The sequence below is a fragment of the Escherichia sp. TW09308 genome, from assembly GCF_000208565.1.
Taxonomy (GTDB): Bacteria; Pseudomonadota; Gammaproteobacteria; order Enterobacterales; family Enterobacteriaceae; genus Escherichia; species Escherichia marmotae.
In genome coordinates this window covers 1637118-1662549 of sequence record NZ_AEME01000001.1, presented here as the reverse complement: position 1 = coordinate 1662549, position 25432 = coordinate 1637118, and the positions used below count along the sequence as shown (strand labels likewise).

Annotated in this window: 22 protein-coding genes and 1 pseudogene; 12 read left to right on the top strand and 11 right to left on the bottom strand. The window is 50.9% G+C overall.

Annotation, left to right across the window (positions count from 1 at the left end):
* Positions 1-14: 14 nt before the first annotated feature.
* Together recQ and pldA are read right to left on the bottom strand one after the other, a co-directional pair.
* Entirely contained in the window at positions 15-1844 is a 1830-nt protein-coding gene (recQ, locus tag ESM_RS0108095) for an ATP-dependent DNA helicase RecQ (RefSeq protein WP_010377407.1), read from the bottom strand.
* Positions 1845-1975: 131 nt separating this feature from the next.
* On the bottom strand, positions 1976-2845 hold the full coding sequence (gene pldA / locus ESM_RS0108090) for a phospholipase A (RefSeq protein ID WP_001259597.1): 870 nt from the start codon (positions 2843-2845) through the stop codon (positions 1976-1978).
* Positions 2846-3010: 165 nt separating this feature from the next.
* Between pldA and yigI the strand changes: the two genes are divergently transcribed.
* From yigI to ESM_RS0108075, 4 genes are all read left to right on the top strand, one after another.
* Positions 3011-3478 carry an acyl-CoA thioesterase YigI gene (yigI, locus tag ESM_RS0108085; RefSeq protein WP_001277134.1) on the top strand — a complete coding sequence of 156 codons (468 nt, stop codon included), beginning with the start codon at positions 3011-3013 and terminating at the stop codon, positions 3476-3478.
* A gap of 217 nt (positions 3479-3695) precedes the next feature.
* Positions 3696-4586 carry an EamA family transporter RarD gene (rarD, locus tag ESM_RS0108080; protein WP_000380004.1) on the top strand — a complete coding sequence of 297 codons (891 nt, stop codon included), beginning with the start codon at positions 3696-3698 and terminating at the stop codon, positions 4584-4586.
* Between the two features lie 94 nt (positions 4587-4680).
* A complete protein-coding gene (locus ESM_RS01000000124365; RefSeq protein ID WP_001517380.1) occupies positions 4681-5061 on the top strand; it encodes a hypothetical protein in 381 nt (126 codons plus the stop codon).
* A gap of 14 nt (positions 5062-5075) precedes the next feature.
* On the top strand, positions 5076-5456 hold the full coding sequence (locus tag ESM_RS0108075) for a DUF2628 domain-containing protein (protein ID WP_000032592.1): 381 nt from the start codon (positions 5076-5078) through the stop codon (positions 5454-5456).
* A gap of 42 nt (positions 5457-5498) precedes the next feature.
* Here the strand turns inward: ESM_RS0108075 and corA are convergent, their stop codons facing one another.
* Together corA and ysgD are read right to left on the bottom strand one after the other, a co-directional pair.
* Entirely contained in the window at positions 5499-6449 is a 951-nt protein-coding gene (gene corA, locus ESM_RS0108070; protein ID WP_000947160.1) for a magnesium/cobalt transporter CorA, read from the bottom strand.
* Positions 6450-6600: 151 nt separating this feature from the next.
* Positions 6601-6657, bottom strand: a complete 57-nt coding sequence (gene ysgD, locus ESM_RS1000000129055; protein ID WP_211180520.1) for a protein YsgD — start codon at positions 6655-6657, stop codon at positions 6601-6603.
* A 191-nt stretch (positions 6658-6848) separates the two neighbouring features.
* On the opposite strand from ysgD, the gene ESM_RS0108060 reads away from it, so the two are divergent.
* Positions 6849-7583, top strand: a complete 735-nt coding sequence (locus tag ESM_RS0108060; protein ID WP_228988318.1) for a phosphodiester glycosidase family protein — start codon at positions 6849-6851, stop codon at positions 7581-7583.
* A 156-nt stretch (positions 7584-7739) separates the two neighbouring features.
* Here ESM_RS0108060 and uvrD read toward each other — a convergent pair whose 3' ends face one another.
* The 6 genes and pseudogenes from uvrD to lptM form a co-directional block, all read right to left on the bottom strand.
* Complete coding sequence (gene uvrD, locus ESM_RS0108055; RefSeq protein WP_000383447.1) at positions 7740-9902, bottom strand: DNA helicase II; 2163 nt, start codon at positions 9900-9902, stop codon at positions 7740-7742.
* 82 nt (positions 9903-9984) lie between these two features.
* Positions 9985-10701, bottom strand: coding sequence for a 5-amino-6-(5-phospho-D-ribitylamino)uracil phosphatase YigB (yigB, locus tag ESM_RS0108050; RefSeq protein ID WP_001213593.1), 717 nt, complete (start codon positions 10699-10701; stop codon positions 9985-9987).
* Positions 10701-11597 carry a tyrosine recombinase XerC gene (xerC, locus tag ESM_RS0108045; protein ID WP_000566225.1) on the bottom strand — a complete coding sequence of 299 codons (897 nt, stop codon included), beginning with the start codon at positions 11595-11597 and terminating at the stop codon, positions 10701-10703. Before xerC ends, yigB begins: the two co-directional genes overlap by 1 nt.
* Positions 11594-12300, bottom strand: a pseudogene (locus tag ESM_RS1000000128365) (DUF484 domain-containing protein). The gene xerC and the pseudogene ESM_RS1000000128365 overlap by 4 nt, the downstream one beginning before the upstream one ends.
* A complete protein-coding gene (gene dapF, locus ESM_RS0108035; protein WP_001160644.1) occupies positions 12297-13121 on the bottom strand; it encodes a diaminopimelate epimerase in 825 nt (274 codons plus the stop codon). Before dapF ends, ESM_RS1000000128365 begins: the two are co-directional and overlap by 4 nt.
* 36 nt (positions 13122-13157) lie before the next feature.
* Positions 13158-13361, bottom strand: a complete 204-nt coding sequence (gene lptM / locus ESM_RS0108030) for an LPS translocon maturation chaperone LptM (protein WP_000799886.1) — start codon at positions 13359-13361, stop codon at positions 13158-13160.
* 188 nt (positions 13362-13549) lie between these two features.
* Here lptM and ESM_RS0108025 point away from each other — a divergent pair, with 188 nt between their 5' ends.
* Positions 13550-15577, top strand: a complete 2028-nt coding sequence (locus ESM_RS0108025) for a hypothetical protein (RefSeq protein WP_010377391.1) — start codon at positions 13550-13552, stop codon at positions 15575-15577.
* A gap of 47 nt (positions 15578-15624) precedes the next feature.
* Positions 15625-15945, top strand: a complete 321-nt coding sequence (gene cyaY, locus ESM_RS0108020) for an iron donor protein CyaY (protein ID WP_000999948.1) — start codon at positions 15625-15627, stop codon at positions 15943-15945.
* Positions 15946-15984: 39 nt separating this feature from the next.
* On the opposite strand, the gene cyaA is transcribed toward cyaY, so the two are convergent.
* Positions 15985-18531, bottom strand: coding sequence for a class I adenylate cyclase (gene cyaA / locus ESM_RS0108015; RefSeq protein WP_000281664.1), 2547 nt, complete (start codon positions 18529-18531; stop codon positions 15985-15987).
* Between the two features lie 385 nt (positions 18532-18916).
* On the opposite strand from cyaA, the gene hemC reads away from it, so the two are divergent.
* The 5 genes from hemC (at position 18917) to aslA (ending at position 25351) form a co-directional block, all read left to right on the top strand.
* The gene (gene hemC / locus ESM_RS0108010; protein WP_010377386.1) at positions 18917-19858 is read left to right on the top strand and encodes a hydroxymethylbilane synthase; all 942 of its coding nucleotides are present in this window, start codon (positions 18917-18919) and stop codon (positions 19856-19858) included.
* Positions 19855-20595: a uroporphyrinogen-III synthase gene (hemD, locus tag ESM_RS0108005; protein WP_000026081.1), complete on the top strand. Its 741-nt coding sequence runs from the start codon at positions 19855-19857 to the stop codon at positions 20593-20595. Before hemC ends, hemD begins: the two co-directional genes overlap by 4 nt.
* A 21-nt stretch (positions 20596-20616) precedes the next feature.
* Positions 20617-21816 carry a uroporphyrinogen-III C-methyltransferase gene (gene hemX / locus ESM_RS0108000; protein ID WP_000138986.1) on the top strand — a complete coding sequence of 400 codons (1200 nt, stop codon included), beginning with the start codon at positions 20617-20619 and terminating at the stop codon, positions 21814-21816.
* Positions 21817-21818: 2 nt separating this feature from the next.
* A complete protein-coding gene (gene hemY / locus ESM_RS0107995) occupies positions 21819-23015 on the top strand; it encodes a protoheme IX biogenesis protein HemY (RefSeq protein WP_000921776.1) in 1197 nt (398 codons plus the stop codon).
* Positions 23016-23695: 680 nt separating this feature from the next.
* On the top strand, positions 23696-25351 hold the full coding sequence (gene aslA, locus ESM_RS0107990) for an arylsulfatase AslA (RefSeq protein WP_000395851.1): 1656 nt from the start codon (positions 23696-23698) through the stop codon (positions 25349-25351).
* Positions 25352-25432 lie beyond the last annotated feature (81 nt).

Here is a 25432-nt window from a genome sequence, read left to right as displayed (position 1 = left end):
TTTTATGCCGATGACTACTCTTCGTCGTCGCCGTCGACATGCGCGCGGATCAGCGTCATAAACGGTTTGCCAAAGCGTTCCAGCTTACGCATCCCGACACCGTTAACGCTCAACATTTCGCTGGCGGTGATCGGCATCTGCTCTGCCATCTCAATCAGCGTTGCATCGTTAAACACGACATATGGCGGAACATTGCTTTCATCAGCAATAGACTTCCGCAGTTTGCGTAATTTAGCGAACAGCTTGCGGTCATAATTGCCGCCGAATGATTTCTGCATCACCTTCGGTTTAAGCGCCACAATACGCGGCACGGCGAGTTGCAGAGGGGATTCGCCACGCAGCACCGGGCGCGCGGCTTCTGTCAGTTGTAGGGCAGAATGCTGGGCGATGTTTTGTGTCACCAGACCGAGGTGAATCAGTTGGCGAATTACGCTCACCCAGTGCTCATGGCTTTTCTCACGCCCCATGCCATAGACTTTCAGTTTGTCGTGACCGTAGTCGCGGATACGCTGGTTATTGGCACCGCGAATCACGTCCACCACATAGCCCATACCAAAACGCTGATTCACCCGGCCAATGGTGGAAAGCGCAATCTGCGCATCGGTTGAACCGTCGTATTGTTTCGGCGGATCGAGGCAGATATCGCAGTTACCGCACGGCTCCTGACGACCTTCGCCAAAATAGTTCAGCAACACCAGACGGCGACAGGTTTGCGCTTCGGCAAATGCGCCCATCGCATTGAGTTTATGGCGCTCGATATCCTGCAACTGCCCTTGTGGCTTTTCTTCCAGACAACGACGCAGCCACGCCATATCGGCCGGATCGTAAAACAGCATCGCTTCCGCTGGCAGGCCATCACGCCCGGCGCGACCGGTTTCCTGATAATAGGATTCAATGTTGCGCGGAATATCAAAATGCACCACGAAGCGAACGTTAGGCTTGTTGATGCCCATGCCAAACGCCACGGTCGCCACGACAATTTGCAGATCATCGCGCTGGAATTTCTCCTGCACATCGGCGCGGACATCGTTTTCCAGTCCGGCGTGATACGCTGCTGCGCTAATCCCCTTGCTTTGCAGACGCGCGGCGGTGTCTTCCACTTTCGCCCGACTGTTACAGTAAATAATGCCGGACTTACCCCGCTGTTCCTGCACGTAACGCATCAGTTGATCGAGTGGTTTGAACTTCTCCATCAACATGTAGCGAATATTCGGGCGGTCAAAACTGCTGATTTGAATCAGCGGATCGTTCAACCCGAGCAGGCGCACAATATCTTGTCGCGTGGTGTCGTCGGCGGTGGCTGTCAGCGCCATAAATGGCAGCATCGGGAAACGCTGGCGCAGTTGACCAAGCGCAGCATATTCCGGGCGGAAATCGTGTCCCCATTGGGAAATACAGTGCGCTTCATCAACGGCTAATAAGACAGGATTCCAGTGCGCCAGATGCTCAAGGAAGTTATCCAGCATCAGGCGTTCTGGTGCGATATACAGCAGGCGAATTTGCCCGGTACGGCAGCCAGTCATCACTTCAAGCTGCTGCTCGCGGGTTTGCGTTGAGTTAAGGCACGCCGCCGCCACACCGTTGGCTTGCAGTTGATCCACCTGGTCTTTCATCAACGAAATCAGTGGTGAAACAACAACGGTCAGGCCGTTCAATAACAACGCAGGAATTTGATAACACAGAGATTTGCCGCCGCCGGTTGGCATAACGACGAGGCAATCGCGACCGGAAAGTACGGTGTCGATAATTTCTTCCTGGCCTGGGCGAAACTGTTGGTAGCCAAAGGTTTCTTGTAAAACCTGTTTAGCTCCGGACTCCAGATTCAACACTTCCGCCTGCGCCACATTCACCCCGATTGCCTGAAATAAAAACAGGCGCTATTTTCAGCGCCTGAGCGAGAAACTGCAATGCTTTTAGCGCCAGGATGGATAACGTTGGAAGTAAGATTCCAGTTTTGCCTGCCGCTCAACTCGCATTAGAACAGGTCGTTTAGCATAACCCCCACACCGACGCGGGTCTGGTTAAAGTTATAGTCGATAAGTGATTCGCCGTAACCGCTGTAGACCTGAGTATAAAGACGCACATGTTTGGTGATTGGGTAACTTAAGCCTAACTCTGCGCCGCCGTAACCGGTGTTCCAGTTATACTGCCCTTTCGCGCTCAATACCGCATCACCGAGGTGATAGCCGATTTTAAGCTGGTAGTAACCCATATATTTGGTGATATCCGGGTTATCGTCCGTATTACCCACCACATACCACGGCTTCACTTCTACCAGCCAGTTACCGTTTTCTGCCATCAGGCGGGTATAAAGGCGGTTCCAGCTACGGGACGTCGGGTCAGAACGACCGTTCGAGTCATGGTTGTAGCCCATCTCCACATCGCGCAGTGTCCAGCCTGCAAAACGGTAATCGGTAGCAAAACCGAGGAACAATTGCGGTTCATAGTTGGTTTCACGAAACGGCGATGACTCTTCGCTATTAGAAAGCTGCCACCAGGATTTCTGGGTGTAGGAAGCGCCCAGTACAGAGTTTGGCCCCAAAATCCCCCGCCACAGCGGAAACGCCAGACTCAACTGGAATTTCACTTCATCCTTACGCGCGTTTTCTGCCCAGTCGTAGCTGGCAATCGCTTCTTTATTCAGATCGCTGGTCTGGGTATAGATGATGTAGTTGGTGTCATAAGGATAAAGGGTGAAAGGATTATCATGCTCCTGCAACATATTGGCGATAATGCTGCCACGTACTGCAGGCGCATCATGCACATCTTTCACCGTTGCCTCTTGCGCATTTGCCACTATCGGCAGCATACACACCGGCAACAAGCAGCCCAGTAGAGTCCGCATCGATCGTGTTCTCCGTAACGAATTATTGATTAGATGAATATTTTTTCTGCGGGCTATTTTACATACTTAACTCAATTGCCGTTAGTTATCCCTTCCTAAAGTAGAAACCAACAACAAAGAAGCATAAAATCAACATTTCATTAACCACTGAAGTGTAAGGATGATATGTCTGCCGTACTGACTGCCGAAAAAGCCCTGAAATTAGTGGGTGAGATGTTTGTTTATCACATGCCGTTTAATCGGGCATTGGGGATGGAACTGGAGCGTTACGAGAAAGAATTTGCGCAACTGGCCTTTAACAATCAGCCAATGATGGTTGGTAACTGGGCACAAAGCATTTTGCACGGCGGGGTGATTGCGTCGGCGCTGGATGTCGCCGCTGGCCTGGTATGTGTAGGTAGTACCTTAACCCGCCACGAAACCATCAGTGAAGATGAACTGCGCCAGCGGTTATCGCGGATGGGAACCATTGATCTTCGCGTCGATTATCTGCGCCCAGGCAGAGGCGAGCGTTTTACAGCCACCAGCAGCCTGTTACGTGCGGGTAATAAAGTCGCCGTCGCCCGCGTTGAACTGCACAATGAAGAACAACTTTATATTGCCAGTGCTACCGCCACCTATATGGTGGGTTGAAAATCTAAAAGCAGGTAAACTGCTGAGACTGATAACAAACGCAAATTGCCTGATGCGCTACGCTTATCAGGCCTACCAGAGAAATGCAATATATTGAATTTGCATGATTTTGTAGGCCAGATAAGGCGTTAACACCGCATCCAGCATGGGCAAAGCGCACTTTGTCAGCAATCTGAGCAGGTAAGCTGCCGTTAACAATTAAAAATGAGTTTTTCCAATGGATACCAAACAAACGCGGCAGGGCGTATTACTCGCTCTTGCCGCTTATTTTATTTGGGGTATTGCTCCTGCGTACTTCAAGCTGATTTATTACGTACCTGCTGATGAGATCCTGACGCATCGTGTAATCTGGTCGTTTTTCTTTATGGTGGTGCTGATGAGCATCAGCCGCCAGTGGTCCTATTTAAAAACCCTGATTCAGACGCCACAGAAAATCTTTATGCTGGCAGTCTCTGCTGTGCTGATTGGTGGCAACTGGCTACTGTTTATCTGGGCAGTGAACAATCACCATATGCTGGAGGCGAGTCTCGGTTACTTTATTAACCCGTTGGTGAACATTGTGCTGGGAATGATTTTCCTCGGTGAGCGGTTCCGCCGGATGCAGTGGCTGGCGGTAATTCTGGCGGTGTGTGGTGTGCTGGTCCAGCTCTGGACTTTTGGTTCGCTGCCAATCATCGCGCTGGGTCTGGCATTTAGCTTTGCCTTCTATGGTCTGGTGCGTAAGAAGATAGCGGTAGAAGCACAAACTGGCATGTTAATCGAAACCATGTGGCTGCTGCCCGTGGCGGCGATTTATCTGTTTGCTATTGCTGACAGTTCTACCAGCCATATGGGGCAAAACCCAATGTCGCTGAATTTACTGCTGATCGCTGCTGGAGTTGTCACCACCGTTCCGCTGTTGTGCTTTACCGCCGCCGCCACGCGCCTGCGTCTCTCCACTCTGGGCTTTTTCCAGTATATTGGCCCGACGCTAATGTTCCTGCTGGCAGTAACGTTTTATGGTGAAAAACCGGGTGCCGATAAAATGGTGACATTTGCCTTTATTTGGGTGGCACTGGCGATTTTTGTAATGGATGCGATTTATACGCAGCGTAGAACGACCAAATAAAAAATAAATATATTCTGAAAAAATATGCCTGCTCTTGCACGAGAGTGGGCATATTGTCATGCTGGCAGGAGATTAAGACAAGGATGTAAAATTAATGTTACGTGTATTTATTCCAACATCTGATGGTAGGATTTCAAGACGCCATTATATATTGTCATTTACTTTGACAAACCTAATTTGCACCTTCCTTATTGTCTTCTTTGCAAATGTGGAAGCAAATTTTCTTGTTATAGCCTCTACTCTCTTACTCCATTATCTCGTCATCAACATGAGTTGCCAACGACTCCGTGATAGTGGGTTCACGTATATAAAAACTTATATTTTTGGTACATTAGCAGTCTATATCGTCTCTTTCATCACAATGATTGCCGAACATTTTGACTGTTCAGGCACTGGTTCGATGATTTTCTTAATTTGCTACTTTTCCACTTTCAGTATGCTAATGCTTGCACCTACTGATTCATCAAAACAATAGTTAAGGGAGTATTTATGAGTAAGGAATATATGAACGATGGTTCATTAACTGAAAAATGGAAATTTCGATTTAATTTTTATGAAAAACATGGTTTTCCTGGATTCTGGGGAGCAACACCTGAATATAAAACAGCATATAAAGAATTAAAAATAAGACAACGATTAACTATTCAAATGAATTTTATTGCTTTCTTCTTTTCTTGGATATATTTATTTGTTCTCGGGTTATGGAAAAAAGCGATTATAGTTCTATTACTTGGCATTTTATCTCTATTTGTCGGTGCATTAATTGGCGTTAACATTCTGGGAATTGTTGTAGTAGCCTATGTTGCTGTTAACACGAATAAATGGTTCTATGAGAAAGAGGTAAAAGGATTAAATACCTGGAGCCTTTGAATGACCGGTGGCTTAGCCTGGCTAAACCACCATTCTCGTTTTTTACAACCAGTTCTTCCGCTTAAAGTACAGATACGGCGCCAGGCCCGCGAGGATCATAAAGATAATTGCGCCCGGGTAGCCGAAAGTCCACTTCAGTTCCGGCATAAACTCGAAGTTCATCCCGTAGCTGGAAGCGACCAGCGTCGGCGGCAGGAACACAACGGATACCACCGAGAAGATCTTGATGATGCGGTTCTGCTCGATGTTGATAAAGCCCATCGCCGCCTGCATCAGGAAGTTCACCTTCTGGAACAGAGACTCGTTATGTGGCAACAGGGATTCGATATCTCGCAGGATCTCGCGCGCCTGCTCCAGTTGCCCACCCGGTAAGCGCGCTTTGCGCACCAGGAAGTTGAGCGCACGCTGGGTATCCATCAGACACAGGCGAACTTTCCAACCGATATCTTCCAGTTCTGCCAACGTGGAGAGCGCCTCGTCGTACTCATCGCCCTGACGCCCTTCCATAATCACCCGGCTCAGTTGCTCCAGATCGCTGTAGATGTTTTCAATTTCATCTGCCAACTGTTCAATTTTGGTTTCGAACAAATCCAGCAGTAACTCGTAGGCGTTACCGTCAACCATCGACTGGCTACGGGCGCGCATACGATACAGACGGAATGCAGGCAACTCACGCTCACGCAGGGTAAACAGGCGGCCATCACGGATGGTAAATGCCACGGTGGAGTTACCGGCGTGATCTTCCGCATCTTCAAAGAAGAAGAAGGAGTGAATATGCAGGCCGTCATCGTCTTCAAAGAAACGTGCCGATGCTTCGATGTCTTCCAGTTCCGGGCGAGTTGCCAGGCTCTGGCCAAGTTCAGATTGTACGCGCAGTCGCTCGTCGTCATCCGGTTCGACAAGATCAATCCATACTGCATTGACAAGGGGTTGTGACTCTTCGACTTCCAGCCGGGTCAGTCGGTTATTTTCCAGTTGAAATGCGCTCAGCATGACCGGGACTCCCAATGCTTAAAATATCGGACAGTTCGGTGGGCACACAGAAACATATTGGGTTTCAGACCATTAAACAGCCTGACTCAGCGCGACGGGAAAAATTGAGGTCGCTGACAACCGCTAAGGCTATCAGCAAAAGGGGATAGCCTTAGGAGTTGATCCTGGATGACAGGATAGTGAGCCAGTATCTACTGGGTGTGTCCAAGGCGAATGTCCTCTTAGAGTGATCGTGCGCGCATGTTACGCCAGCAAAATTTTGCCGTCAACACGCAACGGAACACCACAGAACAATAGTTGAACTTCGCGCTTTTCGGTACTCGTCAAGGTCATTAACAGGATAAAAAAATCCCACATCCAGAACCTATAATGGCGCATTGACTACTCATTGGTAAAGGAATGATCACCTTGAATCTCAAACGGATTTTTCTCACTCTCACCTTACTCCCCTTGTTTGCTGTTGCCGCTGATGACTGCACGCTCTCCGATCCGACGCTGACCGTACAAGCGTATACCGTCAATCCCCAGACAGAACGGGTGAAAATGTACTGGCAAAAAACTAATGGCGAAGCGTGGGGAACATTTCATGCGCTGCTGGCTGATGTTGACAGCCTGGGGCAAGTGCAGATGGTGATGAACGGAGGTATTTATGATGAAGGTTATGCGCCTCTCGGTTTGTACATCGAAAACGGTCAACAGAAGGTAGCGTTAAATCTCGCCTCGGGGGAAGGTAATTTCTTTATTCGTCCTGGCGGTGTGTTTTATGTTGCGGGAGATAAAGCCGCTATCGTTCCGCTGCAGGCATTTAAAGCCAGTAAAGATATTCAGTTTGCGGTGCAGTCGGGGCCGATATTGCTGGAGAATGGCGTGATAAATTCGCGTATTCACCCCAACGTCGCGTCGCGCAAAATCCGTAACGGTGTAGGGATTAATAAACAAGGTAACGCCGTATTTTTGCTCAGTCAGCAGGCGACAAACTTTTATGATTTTGCCTGCTATGCCAAAGCGAAACTGGATGTCGGGCAGTTGCTTTATCTTGATGGCACTATCTCACATATGTATGTGAAAGGCGGCACGATCCCCTGGCAACGTTATCCCTTCGTCACCATGATTTCCGTCGAGCGGAAAAGTTAGAACGATAGTTTTATGTCAGATACTGAATATGGTGCAGATGCCGGATGCGGCGTAAACGCCTTATCCGGCCTACATGACGTTGCAATTTATTGAATCTGCATGATTTTGTAGGCCGGATAAGGTGCGCAGCACCGCATCCGGCAACGGAATCGTAAATTACACCGTCTCCAGCCGGGCGTAAGCCGCCACCAGCCATTTAATACCCTGGCCCTGGAACGCCACCTGCAGGCGGCTATGCTCGCCGCTGCCTTCCATATTGACGATAGTCCCTTCACCAAACTTGGCATGGCGCACACGCTGGCCGAGTTTGTAGCCGCTGTCGTTCTCAGCCAGTGGCGTACCCATACGCTGATGACTGACCGGACGACTCACCGTAGCGCGTAATCGCACCTCTTCCACACATTCTTCCGGCAGCTCACCAATAAAGCGCGACGGGCGATGGTAAACCTCTTTGCCATACAGACGGCGAGTTTCCGCATAGGTCAGCGTCAGTTTCTGCATCGCACGGGTTACCCCAACGTAGGCCAGACGACGTTCTTCTTCCAGACGCCCACCTTCATCCAGCGACATCTGGCTGGGGAACATTCCCTCTTCCATACCGACGATAAATACCTGCGGGAACTCCAGCCCTTTCGCTGAGTGCAAAGTCATCAACTGCACCGCATCCTGCCAGGTATCCGCCTGCCCTTCACCCGCTTCCAGTGCCGCATGCGAGAGGAAAGCCTGCAGCGGCATTAAATCTTCATCTTCTTCGTTGTAGCTGAACTGGCGCGTTGCTGTCACCAGTTCCTCTAAGTTTTCAATACGCGTCTGGCCTTTTTCGCCTTTCTCCTGTTCATACATGGTACGCAGGCCAGAGTCTTTAATTACCCGGTCAGTCTGTACATGCAGCGGCATATCGGCAGTTTCTTGCGCTAAGGCGTCAATCAGTTCCATAAACCGTTGCAAGGCGCTGGCAGCGCGCCCAGCGAGGGCTTTTTCCTGTAACAGTTCACGACACGCCTGCCAGAGAGTTAGCTGGCGATCGCGCGATGTCTGGCGAACTACGTCCAGCGTCCGATCACCAATACCCCGCGTTGGCGTATTCACCACGCGCTCAAATGCCGCGTCATCGTTACGGTTGGCAATCAGGCGCAGATACGAGAGCGCATCTTTGATTTCCTGGCGTTCGAAGAAGCGCATACCGCCATAAATACGGTACGGCATACTGGCCTGCAATAAGGCCTCTTCCAGCACACGCGACTGGGCGTTGCTACGGTAGAGAATGGCGCACTCAGCGAGCACCCCGCCATTGTCCTGCCAGGTTTTGATGCGGTTAACCACAAAACGCGCTTCATCGAGTTCGTTAAAGGCACAATAAAGGGAAATCGGCTCACCGTCCGCGCCATCGGTCCACAATTTTTTACCTAAGCGTCCATTGTTGTTTTCAATCAGGGCGTTGGCGGCGCTCAGAATGTTACTGGTGGAGCGATAGTTCTGCTCCAGACGAATAGTTTCGGCACCAGGGAAATCATTGAGGAAACGCTGAATATTCTCGACCTGCGCACCGCGCCAGCCATAAATTGACTGGTCATCATCACCGACGATCATCACTTTGCCGGTATCACCCGCCAGCAGGCGGATCCACGCGTACTGAATGTTGTTGGTATCCTGGAATTCGTCCACAAGGATATTGGTAAAACGTTCGCGGTAGTGCTGAAGGATATGCGGCTTGTTAAGCCACAGTTCGTGGGCGCGCAGCAGCAGTTCAGCGAAGTCCACCAGGCCCGCGCGGTCACACGCTTCCTGATACGCCTGATAAACCTTCTGCCAGGTTTGCTCTACCGGGTTACCGTAGCTCTGAATATGATGCGGCCGCAGGCCTTCGTCTTTCTGGCTGTTGATGTACCACATTGCCTGGCGCGGCGGCCACTGCTTCTCGTCGAGGTTCATCGCTTTGATCAAACGCTTGAGCAGGCGCAGTTGGTCTTCGCTATCGAGGATCTGGAAATCCTGCGGTAGGTTAGCGTCCATATGGTGCGCACGCAGCAGGCGGTGCGCCAGCCCGTGGAAGGTGCCAACCCACATGCCGCCCTGGCTGGTGCCCATCAATTGCCCGATGCGATGGCGCATTTCCGCCGCCGCTTTGTTGGTAAACGTCACCGCCATAATCGAGTACGGCGAGCAGTTTTCCACGCTCATCAGCCACGCAATACGATGCACCAGAACGCGCGTCTTACCACTGCCCGCGCCCGCCAGCACCAGAAGATTGCTGCGTGGCGCGGCCACCGCTTCGCGCTGTTTGTCATTAAGGCTTTCGAGCAGGTAAGAAACGTCCATTGGCACCGCCGCGTAAAAATGTTGGGGCGGAGAAGCGCAACGCCCTCCGCCAAAAAGCTGGGTATATATACAGAGTTGCTGATTATATCAGCGAGGTCAGAGATGCCAACCGGGAAATTTCCAGATGCGGCAGTAAACGGCTGTCCCAGGTTTGCATCAGATCGCCATTTTCCGGTTTGATCCAGCACGCCTGCATTCCGCTGCGAATTGCCCCACCAACGTCGGTGGTGAGATCATCGCCAACATGCAGGATCTCACCGATCGGCACATTGAGTTTTTCTGCCGCCAGAAAGTACATATCGCTGAACGGTTTCGAGCGCCCGTGCGGGCCAGCACGCAGCACGAACTCAAAGTAATCGCCCAGGCCAAACAATTCAGGCTGGGCGTTACCGTTGGTGATCGCCACCAGCGGCCATTTCTTCGCCAGTTGTTTTAAGGTGTCGTGAGTTTGCTGCGGCACATCAATACGGCTGCGCCATTTAGCAAAGTTGATCATCGCCGCGTGTGCGCCTGCACTGGCCTCTTCGGCACTCAGCCCGGCGTCGAGCATGGCTTGTTCGATAGAACGAAAACGCCAGCGCGTCACATCATGATAAATCTCTGGTTCCGCTTCCCGTACCGCCTGGCGCAGACGTTGCAGATCTTCATTCTGGAAGCTACGCAGCGCCGGATGATAATTTTGCACAAAGATAAGTGCTTCTTGCTCGGTACGTTGGATCACCGGACGGTTATCGTAAAGGGTATCATCCAGGTCAAAAGTGAGCGCCGAGATGCGCCCCAAAGGCCGGTAAAAACGCATTATTTCCCCCGTTTAGCGCGTGGATGCGCCGCATCGTACACCGAGGCAAGGTGTTGAAAATCAAGATGAGTATAGATTTGCGTGGTGGAGAGGTTGGCATGGCCCAGCAGCTCCTGCACACCACGAAGATCGCCGCTCGACTCCAGCATATGCGTGGCGAACGAGTGACGTAATTTATGCGGGTGAACGTGATTATTCAGCCCTTGTTTTATGCCCCATTCAGCAAAGCGTTTTTGCACATTACGCGCGGATATGCGTTTCCCCTGTTTCGACAGGAAAAGCGCATCGTCTTCGCAACCAAACAGGTCACGCAAATCAAGCCAGTGCTCAATCCACGCCACCGCGTTGCGACCAATCGGCAAACGACGTTCTTTGCTGCCTTTACCCATCACCCATACTTCACCGGACTCCAGGTCGAGGTGTTTGATGTCCAGCCCCACCAGTTCGGAAAGACGCAGACCTGCACCGTACATCACTTCCAGCATTGCCCGGTCGCGCACGGCGAGGGGATCATTGATATCGATATCCAGCAGCCGATTCATATCATCGACATCGATATTTTTTGGCAGATGGCGTGCCGCTTTCGGTGCCGAAACACCTTTCGCCGGGTTGGCTTTGAGTTCGTTCTGGCTGACCAGCCAGTCAAAAAAGCTACGTAGCGCAGAGAGGCGTAATGCGAGGCTTGCTGCTCCCAGCCCTTTACGACGACTGCGTACAGCAAAATTACGCACCATCGTCACATCACATTGTTGCCAGCTTTGCAGGTCGTTTTCACTGGCAAAATTGATGATCGCCTCAAGCTGGCGTCGGTAGTTAAGCAGAGTTATCGGGCTAAGTTGACGCTCCACGCTCAGATAGCGTAGATAGCGTTCCACATCGGTATGTAAATCGATCATACGCGTTCAATCCAACGCTCCAGAAGCTCCGGCATCATCAGCGCAATTTCATGGAGTAACTGCGTTCCTTGCCCTTGTTGATAGTGACTGGCATCCCGGCTGGTGAACAGTACGACACCTAAATCAGCATCACTTCCCAACATCGACATCGCTACTGATCCCACCGCTTTCGCTTCCGGCAGCACCACCAGCAGTTCAGGCCCGTTAAGCGGCCCCAGATAATGCTGTTCCTGCCCCAGACGCTGAATACGCAGTGGTTCAAAAGCCTGACGACTCAATGCCAGATAGGTATAGTTCGACGGCGCGCCTAAACGCCAGCGATCCGGGAACAGACGCAGACTCGCGCCCGCCAGACCGAGATCGCGTGCCCAACGGTGAAAGCGCATTAGCATATCGTCGAGACTGCTGGCAGCAGTGAGAGTGCGCTGCAGATAAAGTAAGCGTAAAACAGGCCTTCGTTGGCGGTAGCCTGTTCCATCAACAGCGCCATATTCTCTTCCAGAACATGAATATGGTTACGCGCGCGGGCCATATGCCATTCGACGAGCGAAACGGTGCCACGTACCGGATGCGGCACCCGAATTGCCTCTACTGCGTGCGCATTGCGGATAAAAAACTCAGGATTTTTAATCAGATAATCGACAACCGCTCGGTCATCAAGCTCCGTGAGTGTTTCCTGTAGTTCTTCCCCTGGTTGCTTCATAGATGAATAAATCCGTCGTAAACATGTACTGCCGGACCCGTCATATATAACGGATGACCCGGACCTTTCCAGGCGATATCAAGGCGACCGCCAGGGAGTTCCACACGTACTTCTTCGGCCAGCAAACCTTGCTGAATCCCTACCGCTACTGCCGCACACGCGCCGCTGCCACAGGCCTGAGTTTCTCCTGCCCCACGTTCATAGACTCGTAAACGAATATGCTCGCGCTTAACCACTTGCATAAAACCGATATTGGCACGTTCCGGGAAGCGTTCGTGGTTTTCCAGAACAGGGCCTAGTGTTTCTACCGCCGCAGTATCGACATCATCGACCTGAATCACGCAGTGTGGATTACCCATTGACACCACGCCGCATAAGATTGTCTGCTCGGCGGCGCGCATAATATAGGTCTTTTCCGCTTTGTTGGCGCGAAACGGCACGGCGGAAGGTTCGAAATTTGGTTCGCCCATATTTACCCGCACCAGATCATCATCGGTGACGGTCAGCACCATCCGACCATTGGCGGTGCTAACGCGAATATCGCGCTTATTGGTCAGCCCTTTCAGGCGTACAAAGCGGGCAAAGCAGCGTGCGCCGTTGCCGCACTGCGCCACTTCACTACCGTCAGCATTAAAAATACGATAGTGGAAATCGAGTTCTGGATCGTAAGGCGGCTCGACCACCAATAGCTGATCAAAACCCACACCCAGGTGCCGATCCGCCAGACGACGAATCAGATCCGGTGAAAAAAAGACATTCTGCGTTACCGCGTCGACGACCATAAAATCGTTGCCAAGGCCATGCATTTTCGAGAACTGCATTATCTACTCCATTCACGCGGGTACAGAAACTGACTTTTAGTAATTCACCTGAGATGGGCCATCGCCAGTGGCGCGGTCGTTTTTATCCGGCAACGTGGATTGCGTTTGCGTATCTACCGGTTTGGTCGGCGGTGGCGCGTTTTTATCTGCGGGCGGGAAATAGAGCGGACCTTTCAGACCGCAGCCCGTCAGGCTGAAAAGAGTCAGTAATACAGTGAGTGCCTTAAACACGTTTTTCATTATGGATTGCCTGTAAAGTTCATCGCTTTCTGCTTTCTATCATCGCAGGAGAAGACGTAAAAGCAAGCGTTTAGCGACTCTTTATGAAGTCTGAAAAGTGAGGAATTGCTGCGAGTATAACGCTTACACGCAGGGATTTATGTTTTGCTGGTGGTTTCGTGATCGACACCTCGCGCCAGGATGGCTTTATGCACTATCGCAATGTGGTTTGTTTGTTGTCTTGTTCGCTGTTCTTATCGTCAGCATGGGGATGTCGGCTTGATGAGCCTGAACATAATATTTACCAGCAACAGGAAAAAGGCGTGGTGTACTTGCGCCCTTATGAAGAAACAAATCTTTCTCTTCCTGGCGTAAATTACAAAAGATTACGTCGTTTACCCAATTTATTAATAAACCCAACAACACAAGACGAATGGAATAAAGAACCACCTCTGACTGATCTAACAACTGACTACCTCTATGAGGGCGCACAGGCCTGGTATCCTCATTACGCCTGGCATAGCGATGGCCGCTATATCCTCTACGCGGGTAAAGTTGTGCAAACCCCTCCAGACAAACCACCCGTTGATGTCGCCTCATTCAAGGCATGGGGAGATTTTGCCGCAGATAAAAACAGTCTCTATTTCGAAGGCAAGCGCACCGATGACAATGGCGGAGAAAATAGTTTAGATATTAAAACGCTGCATCAGGTGAAATTCCGTTTCCCCTGGAAACCTGACTTTCTGGGGCTGATATTACGTGACGCTAATTTCTTATATGTCGATGGGCATCGCCTTGCAGATCCCGATAGTTTCCGCGTACTGGCGCAAAAGACCTGGGATCAGCGAGGAAAGTTTTCCACCGCTTTTAACCCCTGCGTTGCTGTGCCGTTCGGCCCCTGGGATACGCTGGCCCGTACACACACGAAAATTATAATCAATGGTGAACAGCTTGATGCCGACCCGGACACCTTTTCCGTCGTGCGCTGGATGCCCGGCTCACTCTTGACCTGGCGTGATAAAAACGGGCTGCAGCGTAATGTACTGAATCAGGGTAATCTGGATAAAGATATGGCAAAGAACTGTGCAGCGTTCAATTTACAGGAACACAACGTTTCATGGCGTAAAGGGCCAAAATGCCAGCAAGAAATACTACCCGGTCTCGATCCAGAACAATTTCACCCTCTTAGTAAAACCGTCGCGCAATATCAGGACAAGCTGTACGTCATCAAAAAAACGGAATTTGGTGAAAACAGGCTGGATATCGTCACGCTGGATAACCCTAATTTGGTGATAGATAAACGCTTTAACGCAGGGAGAACCCACGGCTATTTACTGACCAAATTACAAATTGATGGTGAAGAAGAAGATGGACTCCAGGTATTCGAGTCTTCCGGGCCGCTTATCCTGATGGATTATCGTGTTCCCGATGAACGTGAGGCTCACCTTGGCGATAGCCCCCATTACAAGAAATGGTACGCGCACGACGATCGTTATATTTACACATTCGATGGCTCACAGCTCTGGCGCTACCCAACGCCCAATACCAAAGCCGTGCGGGTGAAATGGAAAACCGAAGATTCAGGATATGGCTATTGGGCAAACTACCGCAGTGGTAATCTTGACGGCAGACTTCTTGAGAACGGCGTGTTTATTCCAACGGGAATTTCCTATAACTCATCCGTTAACCTTGCGCAATATTCCAATGGCGAAAGCTCTTTTCTCATCAACGAAACCGGTATTCTCTGGCGTAAGCTTCGCTCTACAGACCAGCAATGGAGTCAATGGGAAAAACTCCCCGATATTGACCCAAAAGAATTTCATCCAATCACCAAGCGTATCGCGCAGTACAAAAATAATCTGTACGTTGCGAAATTATCGCCTTTCGGTGAGGACACACTGGAAATTCTAACGCTCGATTCTTCTGCACCTTTCCTGAACCAACGAATTAACGCCGGGGAAGACCATGGCTACTTTATGCGCTCTTCCCGTTTACGCGACGATATTCAAATTTTTGCCATTGATGGATCATTGAAGACCACCGAACGCTTCGCTTATGACAATCGCTATGTTTATACCTGGAACGGCAACCAACTTTATCGAACCGCATCGCCCTGTCCGGCAAAGACACGTAATTTGAATCAGAACATGTTTTCATCCAATGATGACATCATCATCTTGAAGACAGAGAAAGAGTGTCGCAAAACACCAGACATTGGGCAAACTTTGAAGCCCTGACACCATGCCGCTATACTGCCGCCATCACTTAAAAACAGGATACAACAATGAACGACAGTGAATTTCATCGCCTGGCTGACCAACTGTGGCTGACCATTGAAGAGCGTCTGGACGACTGGGATGGTGACAGCGATATCGACTGCGAAATCAACGGCGGCGTGCTGACCATTACCTTTGAAAACGGCAGCAAAATCATTATCAACCGTCAGGAACCGCTGCACCAGGTGTGGCTTGCGACCAAACAGGGCGGCTACCATTTTGACCTGAAAGGCGACGAGTGGGTTTGCGATCGTAGCGGCGAAACCTTCTGGGATTTGCTGGAGCAGGCTGCAACGCAGCAGGCGGGAGAGGCGGTAAGCTTCCATTAAGATGGCATGCCGGATAAGCCTCGCTTTCCGGCACATCCATCACGAAAAATATTGCTGTAACAGCGGCGTGTCGTTGTCCTGATTGGCAGACGGCATGTTACCGATAGATTTGGTACGGAACGGAATGACCTGTTCGCGACCATCGACCTTCACAATCTGGTAAAACTGCGGCAGGTTAAAGTTGATGAAACTGGAGCCGTAAGTGAAACGATCGTGCGATGACGAGTAGAAGCGACTGACATCACGCACCAACTCCTCTTTGCTGCCCTCGCAGTGGTGATACACCTCAACGCGGTTACTTTCGTCGAGAATGTAGATATTAAAGCCGTTCTCATCGTGTGTTTCTTCGAAGAAGAACTGGATGATCCCTTCGCTGGCGAAGCCGTCCACCACCGCCGGTAATTTAACGTGATTAGTCTCAACCTGCACTGACAAACCATGCAGTTTGTTATGCGAGATCGCGCCATAAAACTCGATGGCATTTTCCAGTTTCTGTACCGATACATTCAGGCGTTCGAAGAACAAACCCCAGGTCTGGCCAGAAACGCGCAACGCTTTAAAGCGCCCGGTTTCCTGGCGGGTGCTGGAAAGACGCAGTTCAATGCACTCAGAAACCAGTTGCTGCACGCGAGTACGGATTAATCCGCGCAAATGCTGGCTATAACAGAACACTTCCACGCTATCAGGGGGTGCAGCGTCCTGATGCATTTTGCCGAGGATGGTTTTCAGGGCTTCAATCATCGACTGTTCGCCGTTGAAATGCAGCGTGCGCACTTCATTCCATGAGTTGCGATACAGCAGGTCAACACTACCCACCAGACATTTTTGCTCTTCGCCAAAGCTGAAGACGTCCAGCTTACGGAAATCGAAATGTACTACCTGATTACGAAACGCTGTCGTCGGGTCATATTCCAGGTTGACGATAATCGCCAGATGGCGGATCTCACAAGGACTGTAGAGCGCTTTCGGTGTCGGCGCAGGTAAGCGCAACGGGAAATGGTGCGACACATCAGCCACCATCTCTTGCAGCTTAGGCAGATCGACAATGCCGTTGCCTTTAATGTACAAACGGGTGCGCGAGGTCAGCAGTCCGTTAAACCATGCCCACGCCACCAATTTGTTCAGGTAACGGTTATATTCCAGCGGTTGATGGCTGATGATCGACTCAATTGTCGGCGCACGGTTATACAGATACCAGCCAGAGCGATTAGCACGCCCCGGCGGTACATAAATAAAGGTCAGATTTGGCTCGGAAAGATCCGGTGAAATCTGCGGGTTTACCAGCGTCACTTTCCCCGGTAATGCTTCAAACGCAGCGTACAGTTTACGCGTCAGCACACCGATATCCTGCGGGCTGGCAGAAACGCTAAGGTTATTGCGACGCGCAAAGCGGATCAGATTACGGTAACTCTGCATCATCGCATCGAGCAGTTCGTTGTGCGCTTCACGCACCTGATCAATCTTCCAGTTAGCACGGTTATCCAGCATCGTCAGGCGAGATTCGTCCCAACTCCACTCTTTCACCAGTTGGCTTAACACTTCACGACGCCAACCCACGCAGGCGCGTTCGCGGCTTAATTTTTCGCACACTTTTAAATAAAAGCAGCGGCGCACCAAATCCAGACGGGTGAAATCTTCAATCGCCGTCAAATATTCGGTAACGCGCTCCAGCATCATGCAGTACGGATCGAGGCCAAATGACACTATCTCGCCGTCGTGCAAACGCTGTTTGATATCTTTCGCCAGCAGGCGTGGATTAGGGTATTCCCAGGAATAGGCTTCCAGCAGCAGTGTTTTCAGCACCGCTTTGTACGGGGAGTCGATACTTTTGTAGAGCTGCCAAAGGCTGGCACCGAAGTACTCTTCAGCAGAAAGCGAGCTTAAACCACCGAGATCCAGCCATTCATTTGGCGTCAGTACGCCCTGCGCGTAAAGCGTCATTACATAATCATCGTAATGCTCTTCTTCGTCGCACGGCACCATATTCCACAGAATACGCTTACCGGCGAGACGCACGGCGGTACGGTAAAATTCATCAAGTAGCAGTATATGCTGGGTGGAGCCACAATCTTCGCCCCCCAGACTGCCACTTTCGTTGTGGCGGAAACGGTTTTCATCAATCAGGAAGAAGCTAACTTCCACCCCCAATGAGGCGGCCCAGCTTTCCAGCAAGCTGCATTTACGTTGCAGTAACTGACGCTCTTCGCTATCCAGCCACGATTGATGGCAGACCCAGATATCCAGATCAGAGGAACAACTTTGCCCTATGGACGAGGTGCTGCCCATTGTGTATACGCCAGTAATTGGAAGCTCGCCTTTTGGCGGGTCCTGTACTGACATTCCACGATACAGTTCCAGTTCGTTCAGGTAGTGGCGTTGGGTTTCATCAGGCGTATAAAGGCAAATGCCCTTGGGAACGTTACCATCAAGGTAACCCGGCATTAGCGGATGGTGATAGTGCAACAATGTCGGCAGCAGACTGTAGACCTGTTGGAATGCAGGCCCCATAGCAGCAAGCGCGCGATCCACGCGCAATTGATTTATGGCATCCAGTCTCTGTTTCAGAGTCTCAATATAGAGGTACAAGACGTATCGCCTGATTTGCTACCCGTCATGTCTGTGATTCCGGCAACATCAACGGAAACACGCGGCATTCGGGATATTTCGTATGTCAAAGGTAACCGTACCACTTTCCGCGCCTGGTTTTTTTAGTTTCACGACGAAAAAATGGTCTAAAACGTGATCAATTTAACACCTTGCTGGTTGACCGTAAAGAAAGATGCGCTACATACAAGTGTAGCACTGTTTATTCTCTGTAAATTCCTTATTACGACGGCTTGAAGCGCCTGTCAGGATCCACCGCCTGGCTATATTTTACGTTTTGCTCAGGCATCTACGTTTCACCACAACACTGACATCGCTCCGGCAAGGATGTTAGGATGGACCATGGATGATAATGACGGTAACAAGCATGTTAGACAATGTTTTAAGAATTGCCACACGCCAAAGCCCACTTGCACTCTGGCAGGCACATTATGTCAAAGACAAGTTGATGGCGAGCCATCCAGGGCTGGTGGTTGAACTGGTGCCGATGGTGACGCGCGGCGATGTGATTCTTGATACGCCGCTGGCGAAGGTAGGCGGGAAAGGCTTATTTGTGAAAGAGCTGGAAGTCGCGCTCCTGGAAAACCGTGCCGATATCGCCGTACATTCAATGAAAGATGTGCCGGTTGAATTTCCGCAAGGTCTTGGGCTGGTCACCATTTGCGAGCGTGAAGATCCTCGCGATGCCTTTGTCTCCAATAACTATGACAGTCTGGATGCGTTACCTGCGGGCAGCATCGTCGGAACTTCCAGCTTACGCCGTCAGTGCCAACTGGCTGAACGCCGTCCGGATCTCATTATCCGTTCTCTGCGCGGCAATGTCGGTACTCGTCTGAGTAAACTGGATAATGGCGAATACGATGCCATTATTCTTGCCGTGGCTGGCTTAAAACGTTTAGGGCTGGAGTCACGCATTCGCGCCGCGCTGCCGCCAGAAGTTTCTCTTCCGGCTGTAGGACAAGGTGCGGTGGGCATTGAATGCCGCCTTGATGATACGCGCACCCGCGAGCTTCTTGCCGCGCTCAATCACCACGAAACTGCACTGCGCGTCACCGCCGAACGCGCCATGAATACCCGTCTTGAAGGCGGTTGCCAGGTGCCGATTGGTAGCTACGCCGAACTTATTGATGGCGAAATCTGGCTGCGTGCACTGGTCGGCGCACCGGACGGTTCGCAGATTATTCGCGGTGAACGCCGTGGTGCGCCGCAAGATGCCGGGCAAATGGGCATTTCGCTGGCAGAAGAGCTATTGAATAACGGCGCACGTGAAATCCTTGCTGAAGTCTATAACGGAGACGCTCCGGCATGAGTATCCTGGTCACCCGCCCGTCTCCCGCTGGAGAAGAGTTAGTGAGCCGTCTGCGCACACTGGGGCAGGTGGCCTGGCATTTTCCGCTGATTGAATTTTCCCCTGGTCGGCAATTGCCACAACTTGCCGACCGGCTGGCGGAGCTGAGCGAAGGCGATCTGTTGTTTGCCCTTTCGCAACATGCCGTAGCTTTTGCCCAGTCACAGCTACATCAGCAAGGTCTTAAGTGGCCCACCCTACCCACTTATTTCGCTATTGGCCGTACCACGGCGCTGGCGCTGCATACCGTGAGCGGACATGAAGTTCGTTATCCGCATGATCGGGAAATCAGTGAAGTCTTGCTACAATTACCTGAATTACAAAATATTGCGGGAAAACGTGCGCTAATTTTACGTGGCAACGGCGGTCGTGAGCTGATTGGGGAAACCCTGACGGCACGCGAGGCTGAAGTTACTTTTTGCGAATGTTATCAACGATGCGCCATTCATTACGATGGTGCAGAAGAAGCGATGCGCTGGCAGTCCCGCGAAGTGACAACGGTCGTTGTTACCAGCGGTGAAATGTTGCAACAGCTCTGGTCGCTGATTCCACGATGGTATCGTGAGCACTGGTTACTACGCTGTCGACTACTGGTCGTCAGCGAGCGTCTGGCGAAACTCGCCCGGGAACTGGGTTGGCAAGACATTCAGGTCGCTGATAACGCTGACAACGATGCGCTTTTACGGGCATTACAATAACTCTCATAACAGGAAGCCATAATGACGGAACAAGAAAAAACCTCCGCCGTGGTTGAAGAGACCAGGGAGGCCGTGGACACCACGCCACAATCTGTCACAGTAGAAAAAAAGAGTAATAACAGTACTGCTCTGATTTTAAGTGCGGTGGCTATCGCTATTGCTCTGGCTGCAGGTGTCGGTTTGTATGGCTGGGGTAAACAACAGGCCGTCAATCAGACGGCCACCAGCGATGTCCTCGCTAACCAGCTCACTGCGCTACAAAAAGCCCAGGAGAGCCAAAAAGCAGAACTGGAAGGTATCATCAAACAACAGGCTACGCAGTTAGAGCAGGCAAACCGTCAGCAAGAAGCGTTAGCAAAACAACTGGATGAAGTTCAACAAAAGGTCGCCACCATTTCCGGAAGCGATGCTAAAACCTGGCTGCTGGCGCAGGCAGATTTTCTGGTGAAGCTCGCCGGACGTAAGCTGTGGAGCGATCAGGATGTCACCACCGCCGCTGCGCTACTGAAAAGCGCAGATGCCAGCCTGGCCGATATGAATGACCCAAGTCTTATTACCGTTCGCCGGGCAATTACCGATGACATCGCCAGCCTTTCTGCGGTATCACAGGTCGATTATGACGGTATCATCCTCAAGTTGAATCAACTTTCTAATCAGGTAGATAACCTGCGTCTGGCCGACAATGACAGTGACGGTTCACCAATGGATTCCAATGGTGAAGAGCTTTCCAGCTCCATCAGCGAATGGCGTATCAATCTGCAAAAGAGCTGGCAGAACTTTATGGATAACTTCATTACGATTCGGCGTCGTGATGACACCGCCGTACCCCTGTTAGCGCCGAATCAAGATATCTACCTGCGCGAAAATATTCGTTCCCGTCTGCTGGTCGCAGCACAAGCTGTACCGCGTCATCAGGAAGAAACCTACCGCCAGGCGCTGGAAAACGTCTCTACCTGGGTACGTGCTTATTACGACACTGACGATGCCACTACCAAAGCGTTTCTCGACGAAGTGGATCAGCTAAGTCAGCAGAATATTTCGATGGATCTCCCGGAAACCCTGCAAAGCCAGGCAATGCTGGAAAAGCTGATGCAAACCCGCGTGCGTAATCTGTTGGCACAGCCTGTAGCACCAGCAACGGAAGCTAAATCTGCACCTGCACCTGCACCTGCACCTGCACCGCAAGCTGATACTCCGGCAGCCGCGCCGCAAGGAGAATAACCATGCTAAAAGTGTTGTTACTCTTTGTTCTGCTTATTGCGGGGATCGTGGTTGGTCCGATGATTGCCGGGCATCAGGGTTACGTACTGATTCAAACCGACAACTACAATATCGAAACCAGCGTCACGGGTCTGGCGATCATTTTTATACTGGCAATGGTGGTGCTGTTTGCTATCGAGTGGCTACTGCGACGGATTTTCCGCACCGGCGCGCACACCCGCGGTTGGTTTGTCGGGCGTAAACGCCGCCGCGCACGTAAGCAGACCGAACAGGCGCTGCTGAAACTGGCGGAAGGTGATTACCAGCAGGTTGAAAAGCTGATGGCGAAAAATGCCGATCACGCTGAACAACCGGTAGTGAACTACCTGCTGGCAGCTGAAGCCGCACAACAACGCGGCGATGAAGCGCGCGCCAATCAGCATCTGGAACGCGCAGCAGAACTTGCAGGCAATGACACCATTCCGGTAGAAATTGCCCGCGTGCGCCTGCAACTGGCACGCAATGAAAATCATGCTGCACGCCACGGCGTAGATAAGTTGCTGGAAGTCACGCCACGCCATCCTGAAGTGCTGCGTCTGGCGGAACAAGCTTATATCCGCACCGGTGCGTGGAGTTCGCTGCTGGACATCATCCCGTCAATGGCAAAAGCTCACGTTGGTGATGAAGAACATCGCGCAATGCTGGAACAACAGGCATGGATTGGCCTGATGGATCAGGCTCGTGCTGATGACGGTAGTGAAGGTTTGCGAAACTGGTGGAAAAATCAAAGCCGGAAAACGCGTCATCAGGTGGCGTTGCAGGTGGCAATGGCAGAACATCTTATTGAGTGTGACGATCATGACACCGCCCAGCAAATTATCATCGACGGCCTGAAACGCCAGTATGACGATCGTTTGCTACTGCCGATCCCACGCCTGAAAACCAATAATCCAGAACAACTGGAAAAAGTGCTGCGCCAACAGATCAAAAACGTGGGCGACCGCCCGCTGTTATGGAGCACATTGGGTCAGTCGCTGATGAAGCATGGCGAATGGCAGGAAGCATCCCTCGCCTTCCGCGCGGCACTGAAACAACGCCCGGACGCTTATGATTATGCATGGCTTGCCGACGTGCTGGACAGACTGCACAAGCCGGAAGAAGCCGCAGCGATGCGCCGCGACGGCTTGATGTTGACGTTGCAGAACAACCCGCCGCAGTAATCCTTTCTCACCTGGAGGCGCAGAGCCTCCGGGCCTTTCCTGAATAGATAAAAAAACGCCTGCTCTTATTACGGAGCAGGCGTTAAAACAGGTCTGTATGACAACAAGTGGGTGCTTCACTCAACGTTGTGTCCATGGTGTCTGATGAGGCAAAAGCGACATCTGTCAGTGGACGATAAGCACCGTAAACGGCTCTGCGTCATTCCTGAGTTTATGAGGCACTAAGGCGAACATAAGAGATGGAATGAGCATCTACTCAGTTATTATGCCACAGAGGATGGGGTAATAACATCCCCTAATACTTGTTATGAGAAAAATCTGTAACCCTTTTTTCTTCATATTTAATAAATTACCGAGTAAATCCTTCCCTTAGCCTGATGCTTTTTTATATGTGATATGAATGATTAAATATAAGCAATTAATGACACGCATATTAATTACAAACAAAACTAAAAACAGCATCAATAATCAACGCGATATAATAAACACGCCTTACATATCGCATGCACGGGGGGTAGGATTGAAAACGCTCTCCTGATATTTCAATTTATTCTTAAGATAAATAGATAATTTATTTTCATCATCATTATTTATGAAATCATCCTGTCAGGGAGAGGGACCTCAATTATCAATGCTTAACTACGCCATCATTTTGATGACATTAAATCGGAGCATTTTGCATGGAATTTTCGTTCTCACCCAAGCTTCTTGTTGTCGCTGTCGCCGCCGCTCTTCCATTAATGGCCAGCGCTGCAGATACCCCGTCAACCGCCACCGCACGCAAAGGATTTGCTGGTTACGATCACCCAAATCAATACCTGGTTAAACCGGCAACCACCATTGCCGATAATATGATGCCGGTAATGCAGCATCCGGCGCAGGATAAAGAAACTCAGCAGAAGCTGGCAGAATTAGAGAAAAAAACCGGTAAGAAACCGAATGTGGTTATTTTCTTGCTGGATGACGTGGGCTGGATGGATGTTGGCTTTAATGGTGGCGGTGTGGCGGTGGGTAACCCAACACCAGATATTGACGCCGTTGCCAGCCAGGGGCTGATTTTAACCTCCGCGTATTCTCAACCCAGTTCTTCACCAACCCGCGCGACGATTCTCACCGGACAGTATTCTATCCACCACGGCATTTTGATGCCGCCGATGTACGGACAACCAGGTGGTCTGCAAGGGTTAACTACCCTGCCGCAATTATTGCATGATCAAGGTTACGTCACTCAGGCCATCGGTAAATGGCATATGGGAGAAAACAAAGAGTCGCAGCCACAGAACGTCGGCTTTGATGATTTCCGCGGCTTTAACTCGGTGTCTGATATGTATACCGAATGGCGCGATGTTCACGTCAATCCGGAAGTCGCCCTGAGTCCGGACCGTTCTGAGTACATCAAGCAATTACCGTTCAGCAAAGATGACGTTCATGCGGTGCGCGGCGGTGAGCAGCAAGCCATTGCCGATATTACGCCGAAGTATATGGAAGATCTTGATCAACGCTGGATGGAATATGGCGTTAAGTTCCTCGACAAAATGGCGAAGAGCGATAAACCATTCTTCTTGTATTACGGTACGCGCGGCTGCCACTTCGATAACTACCCGAATGCCAAATATGCCGGTAGTTCTCCGGCACGCACCTCTTACGGCGACTGCATGGTAGAAATGAACGATGTGTTCGCTAATCTCTATAAAGCACTGGAGAAAAATGGTCAGCTTGATAACACGCTGATTGTCTTTACCTCCGATAACGGTCCGGAAGCCGAAGTGCCACCGCACGGTCGCACACCGTTCCGTGGCGCGAAAGGTTCTACCTGGGAAGGCGGCGTTCGCGTACCCACCTTCGTGTACTGGAAAGGCATGATCCAACCGCGTAAATCCGACGGTATTGTCGATCTGGCCGATCTCTTCCCAACCTCGCTGGATCTGGCAGGGCATCCTGGAGCGAAAGTGGCGAATTTAGTGCCGAAAACGACCTTTATCGATGGCGTAGACCAGACCTCTTTCTTCCTCGGAACAAACGGTCAGTCTAACCGTAAGGCCGAGCACTACTTCCTCAACGGCAAACTTTCTGCTGTGCGTATGGATGAGTTCAAGTATCACGTACTGATTCAGCAACCTTACGCTTATACCCAGAGCGGATATCAGGGTGGATTCACCGGCACAGTAATGCAAACGGCGGGGTCGTCGGTGTTTAACCTGTACACCGATCCGCAGGAAAGCGACTCCATCGGCGTGCGGCATATTCCGATGGGAGTACCGCTACAGACCGAAATGCATGCGTATATGGAGATCCTGAAAAAATATCCGCCACGCGCGCAGATTAAATCTGACTAAGCCGGCGCTATCGCTAAATCGGGCTGCACTGCTCTTGCCGGATGCGGCGTGAACGCCTTATCCGGCCTACGAAATCGTGCA

Bases quoted from the DNA above. Each gene is read 5' to 3' on its own strand.
- corA (WP_000947160.1), bottom strand. From the start codon at position 6,449: ATGCTGAGCGCATTTCAACTGGAAAATAACCGACTGACCCGGCTGGAA.
- yigI (WP_001277134.1), top strand. From the start codon at position 3,011: ATGTCTGCCGTACTGACTGCCGAAAAAGCCCTGAAATTAGTGGGTGAG.
- ESM_RS0108075 (WP_000032592.1), top strand. From the start codon at position 5,076: ATGAGTAAGGAATATATGAACGATGGTTCATTAACTGAAAAATGGAAA.
- pldA (WP_001259597.1), bottom strand. From the start codon at position 2,845: ATGCGGACTCTACTGGGCTGCTTGTTGCCGGTGTGTATGCTGCCGATA.
- dapF (WP_001160644.1), bottom strand. From the start codon at position 13,121: ATGCAGTTCTCGAAAATGCATGGCCTTGGCAACGATTTTATGGTCGTC.
- hemD (WP_000026081.1), top strand. From the start codon at position 19,855: ATGAGTATCCTGGTCACCCGCCCGTCTCCCGCTGGAGAAGAGTTAGTG.
- lptM (WP_000799886.1), bottom strand. From the start codon at position 13,361: ATGAAAAACGTGTTTAAGGCACTCACTGTATTACTGACTCTTTTCAGC.
- hemC (WP_010377386.1), top strand. From the start codon at position 18,917: ATGTTAGACAATGTTTTAAGAATTGCCACACGCCAAAGCCCACTTGCA.
- aslA (WP_000395851.1), top strand. From the start codon at position 23,696: ATGGAATTTTCGTTCTCACCCAAGCTTCTTGTTGTCGCTGTCGCCGCC.
- ESM_RS01000000124365 (WP_001517380.1), top strand. From the start codon at position 4,681: ATGTTACGTGTATTTATTCCAACATCTGATGGTAGGATTTCAAGACGC.
- hemX (WP_000138986.1), top strand. From the start codon at position 20,617: ATGACGGAACAAGAAAAAACCTCCGCCGTGGTTGAAGAGACCAGGGAG.
- ESM_RS0108025 (WP_010377391.1), top strand. From the start codon at position 13,550: ATGCACTATCGCAATGTGGTTTGTTTGTTGTCTTGTTCGCTGTTCTTA.
- yigB (WP_001213593.1), bottom strand. From the start codon at position 10,701: ATGCGTTTTTACCGGCCTTTGGGGCGCATCTCGGCGCTCACTTTTGAC.
- hemY (WP_000921776.1), top strand. From the start codon at position 21,819: ATGCTAAAAGTGTTGTTACTCTTTGTTCTGCTTATTGCGGGGATCGTG.
- rarD (WP_000380004.1), top strand. From the start codon at position 3,696: ATGGATACCAAACAAACGCGGCAGGGCGTATTACTCGCTCTTGCCGCT.
- xerC (WP_000566225.1), bottom strand. From the start codon at position 11,597: ATGATCGATTTACATACCGATGTGGAACGCTATCTACGCTATCTGAGC.
- uvrD (WP_000383447.1), bottom strand. From the start codon at position 9,902: ATGGACGTTTCTTACCTGCTCGAAAGCCTTAATGACAAACAGCGCGAA.
- cyaY (WP_000999948.1), top strand. From the start codon at position 15,625: ATGAACGACAGTGAATTTCATCGCCTGGCTGACCAACTGTGGCTGACC.
- ESM_RS0108060 (WP_228988318.1), top strand. From the start codon at position 6,849: ATGATCACCTTGAATCTCAAACGGATTTTTCTCACTCTCACCTTACTC.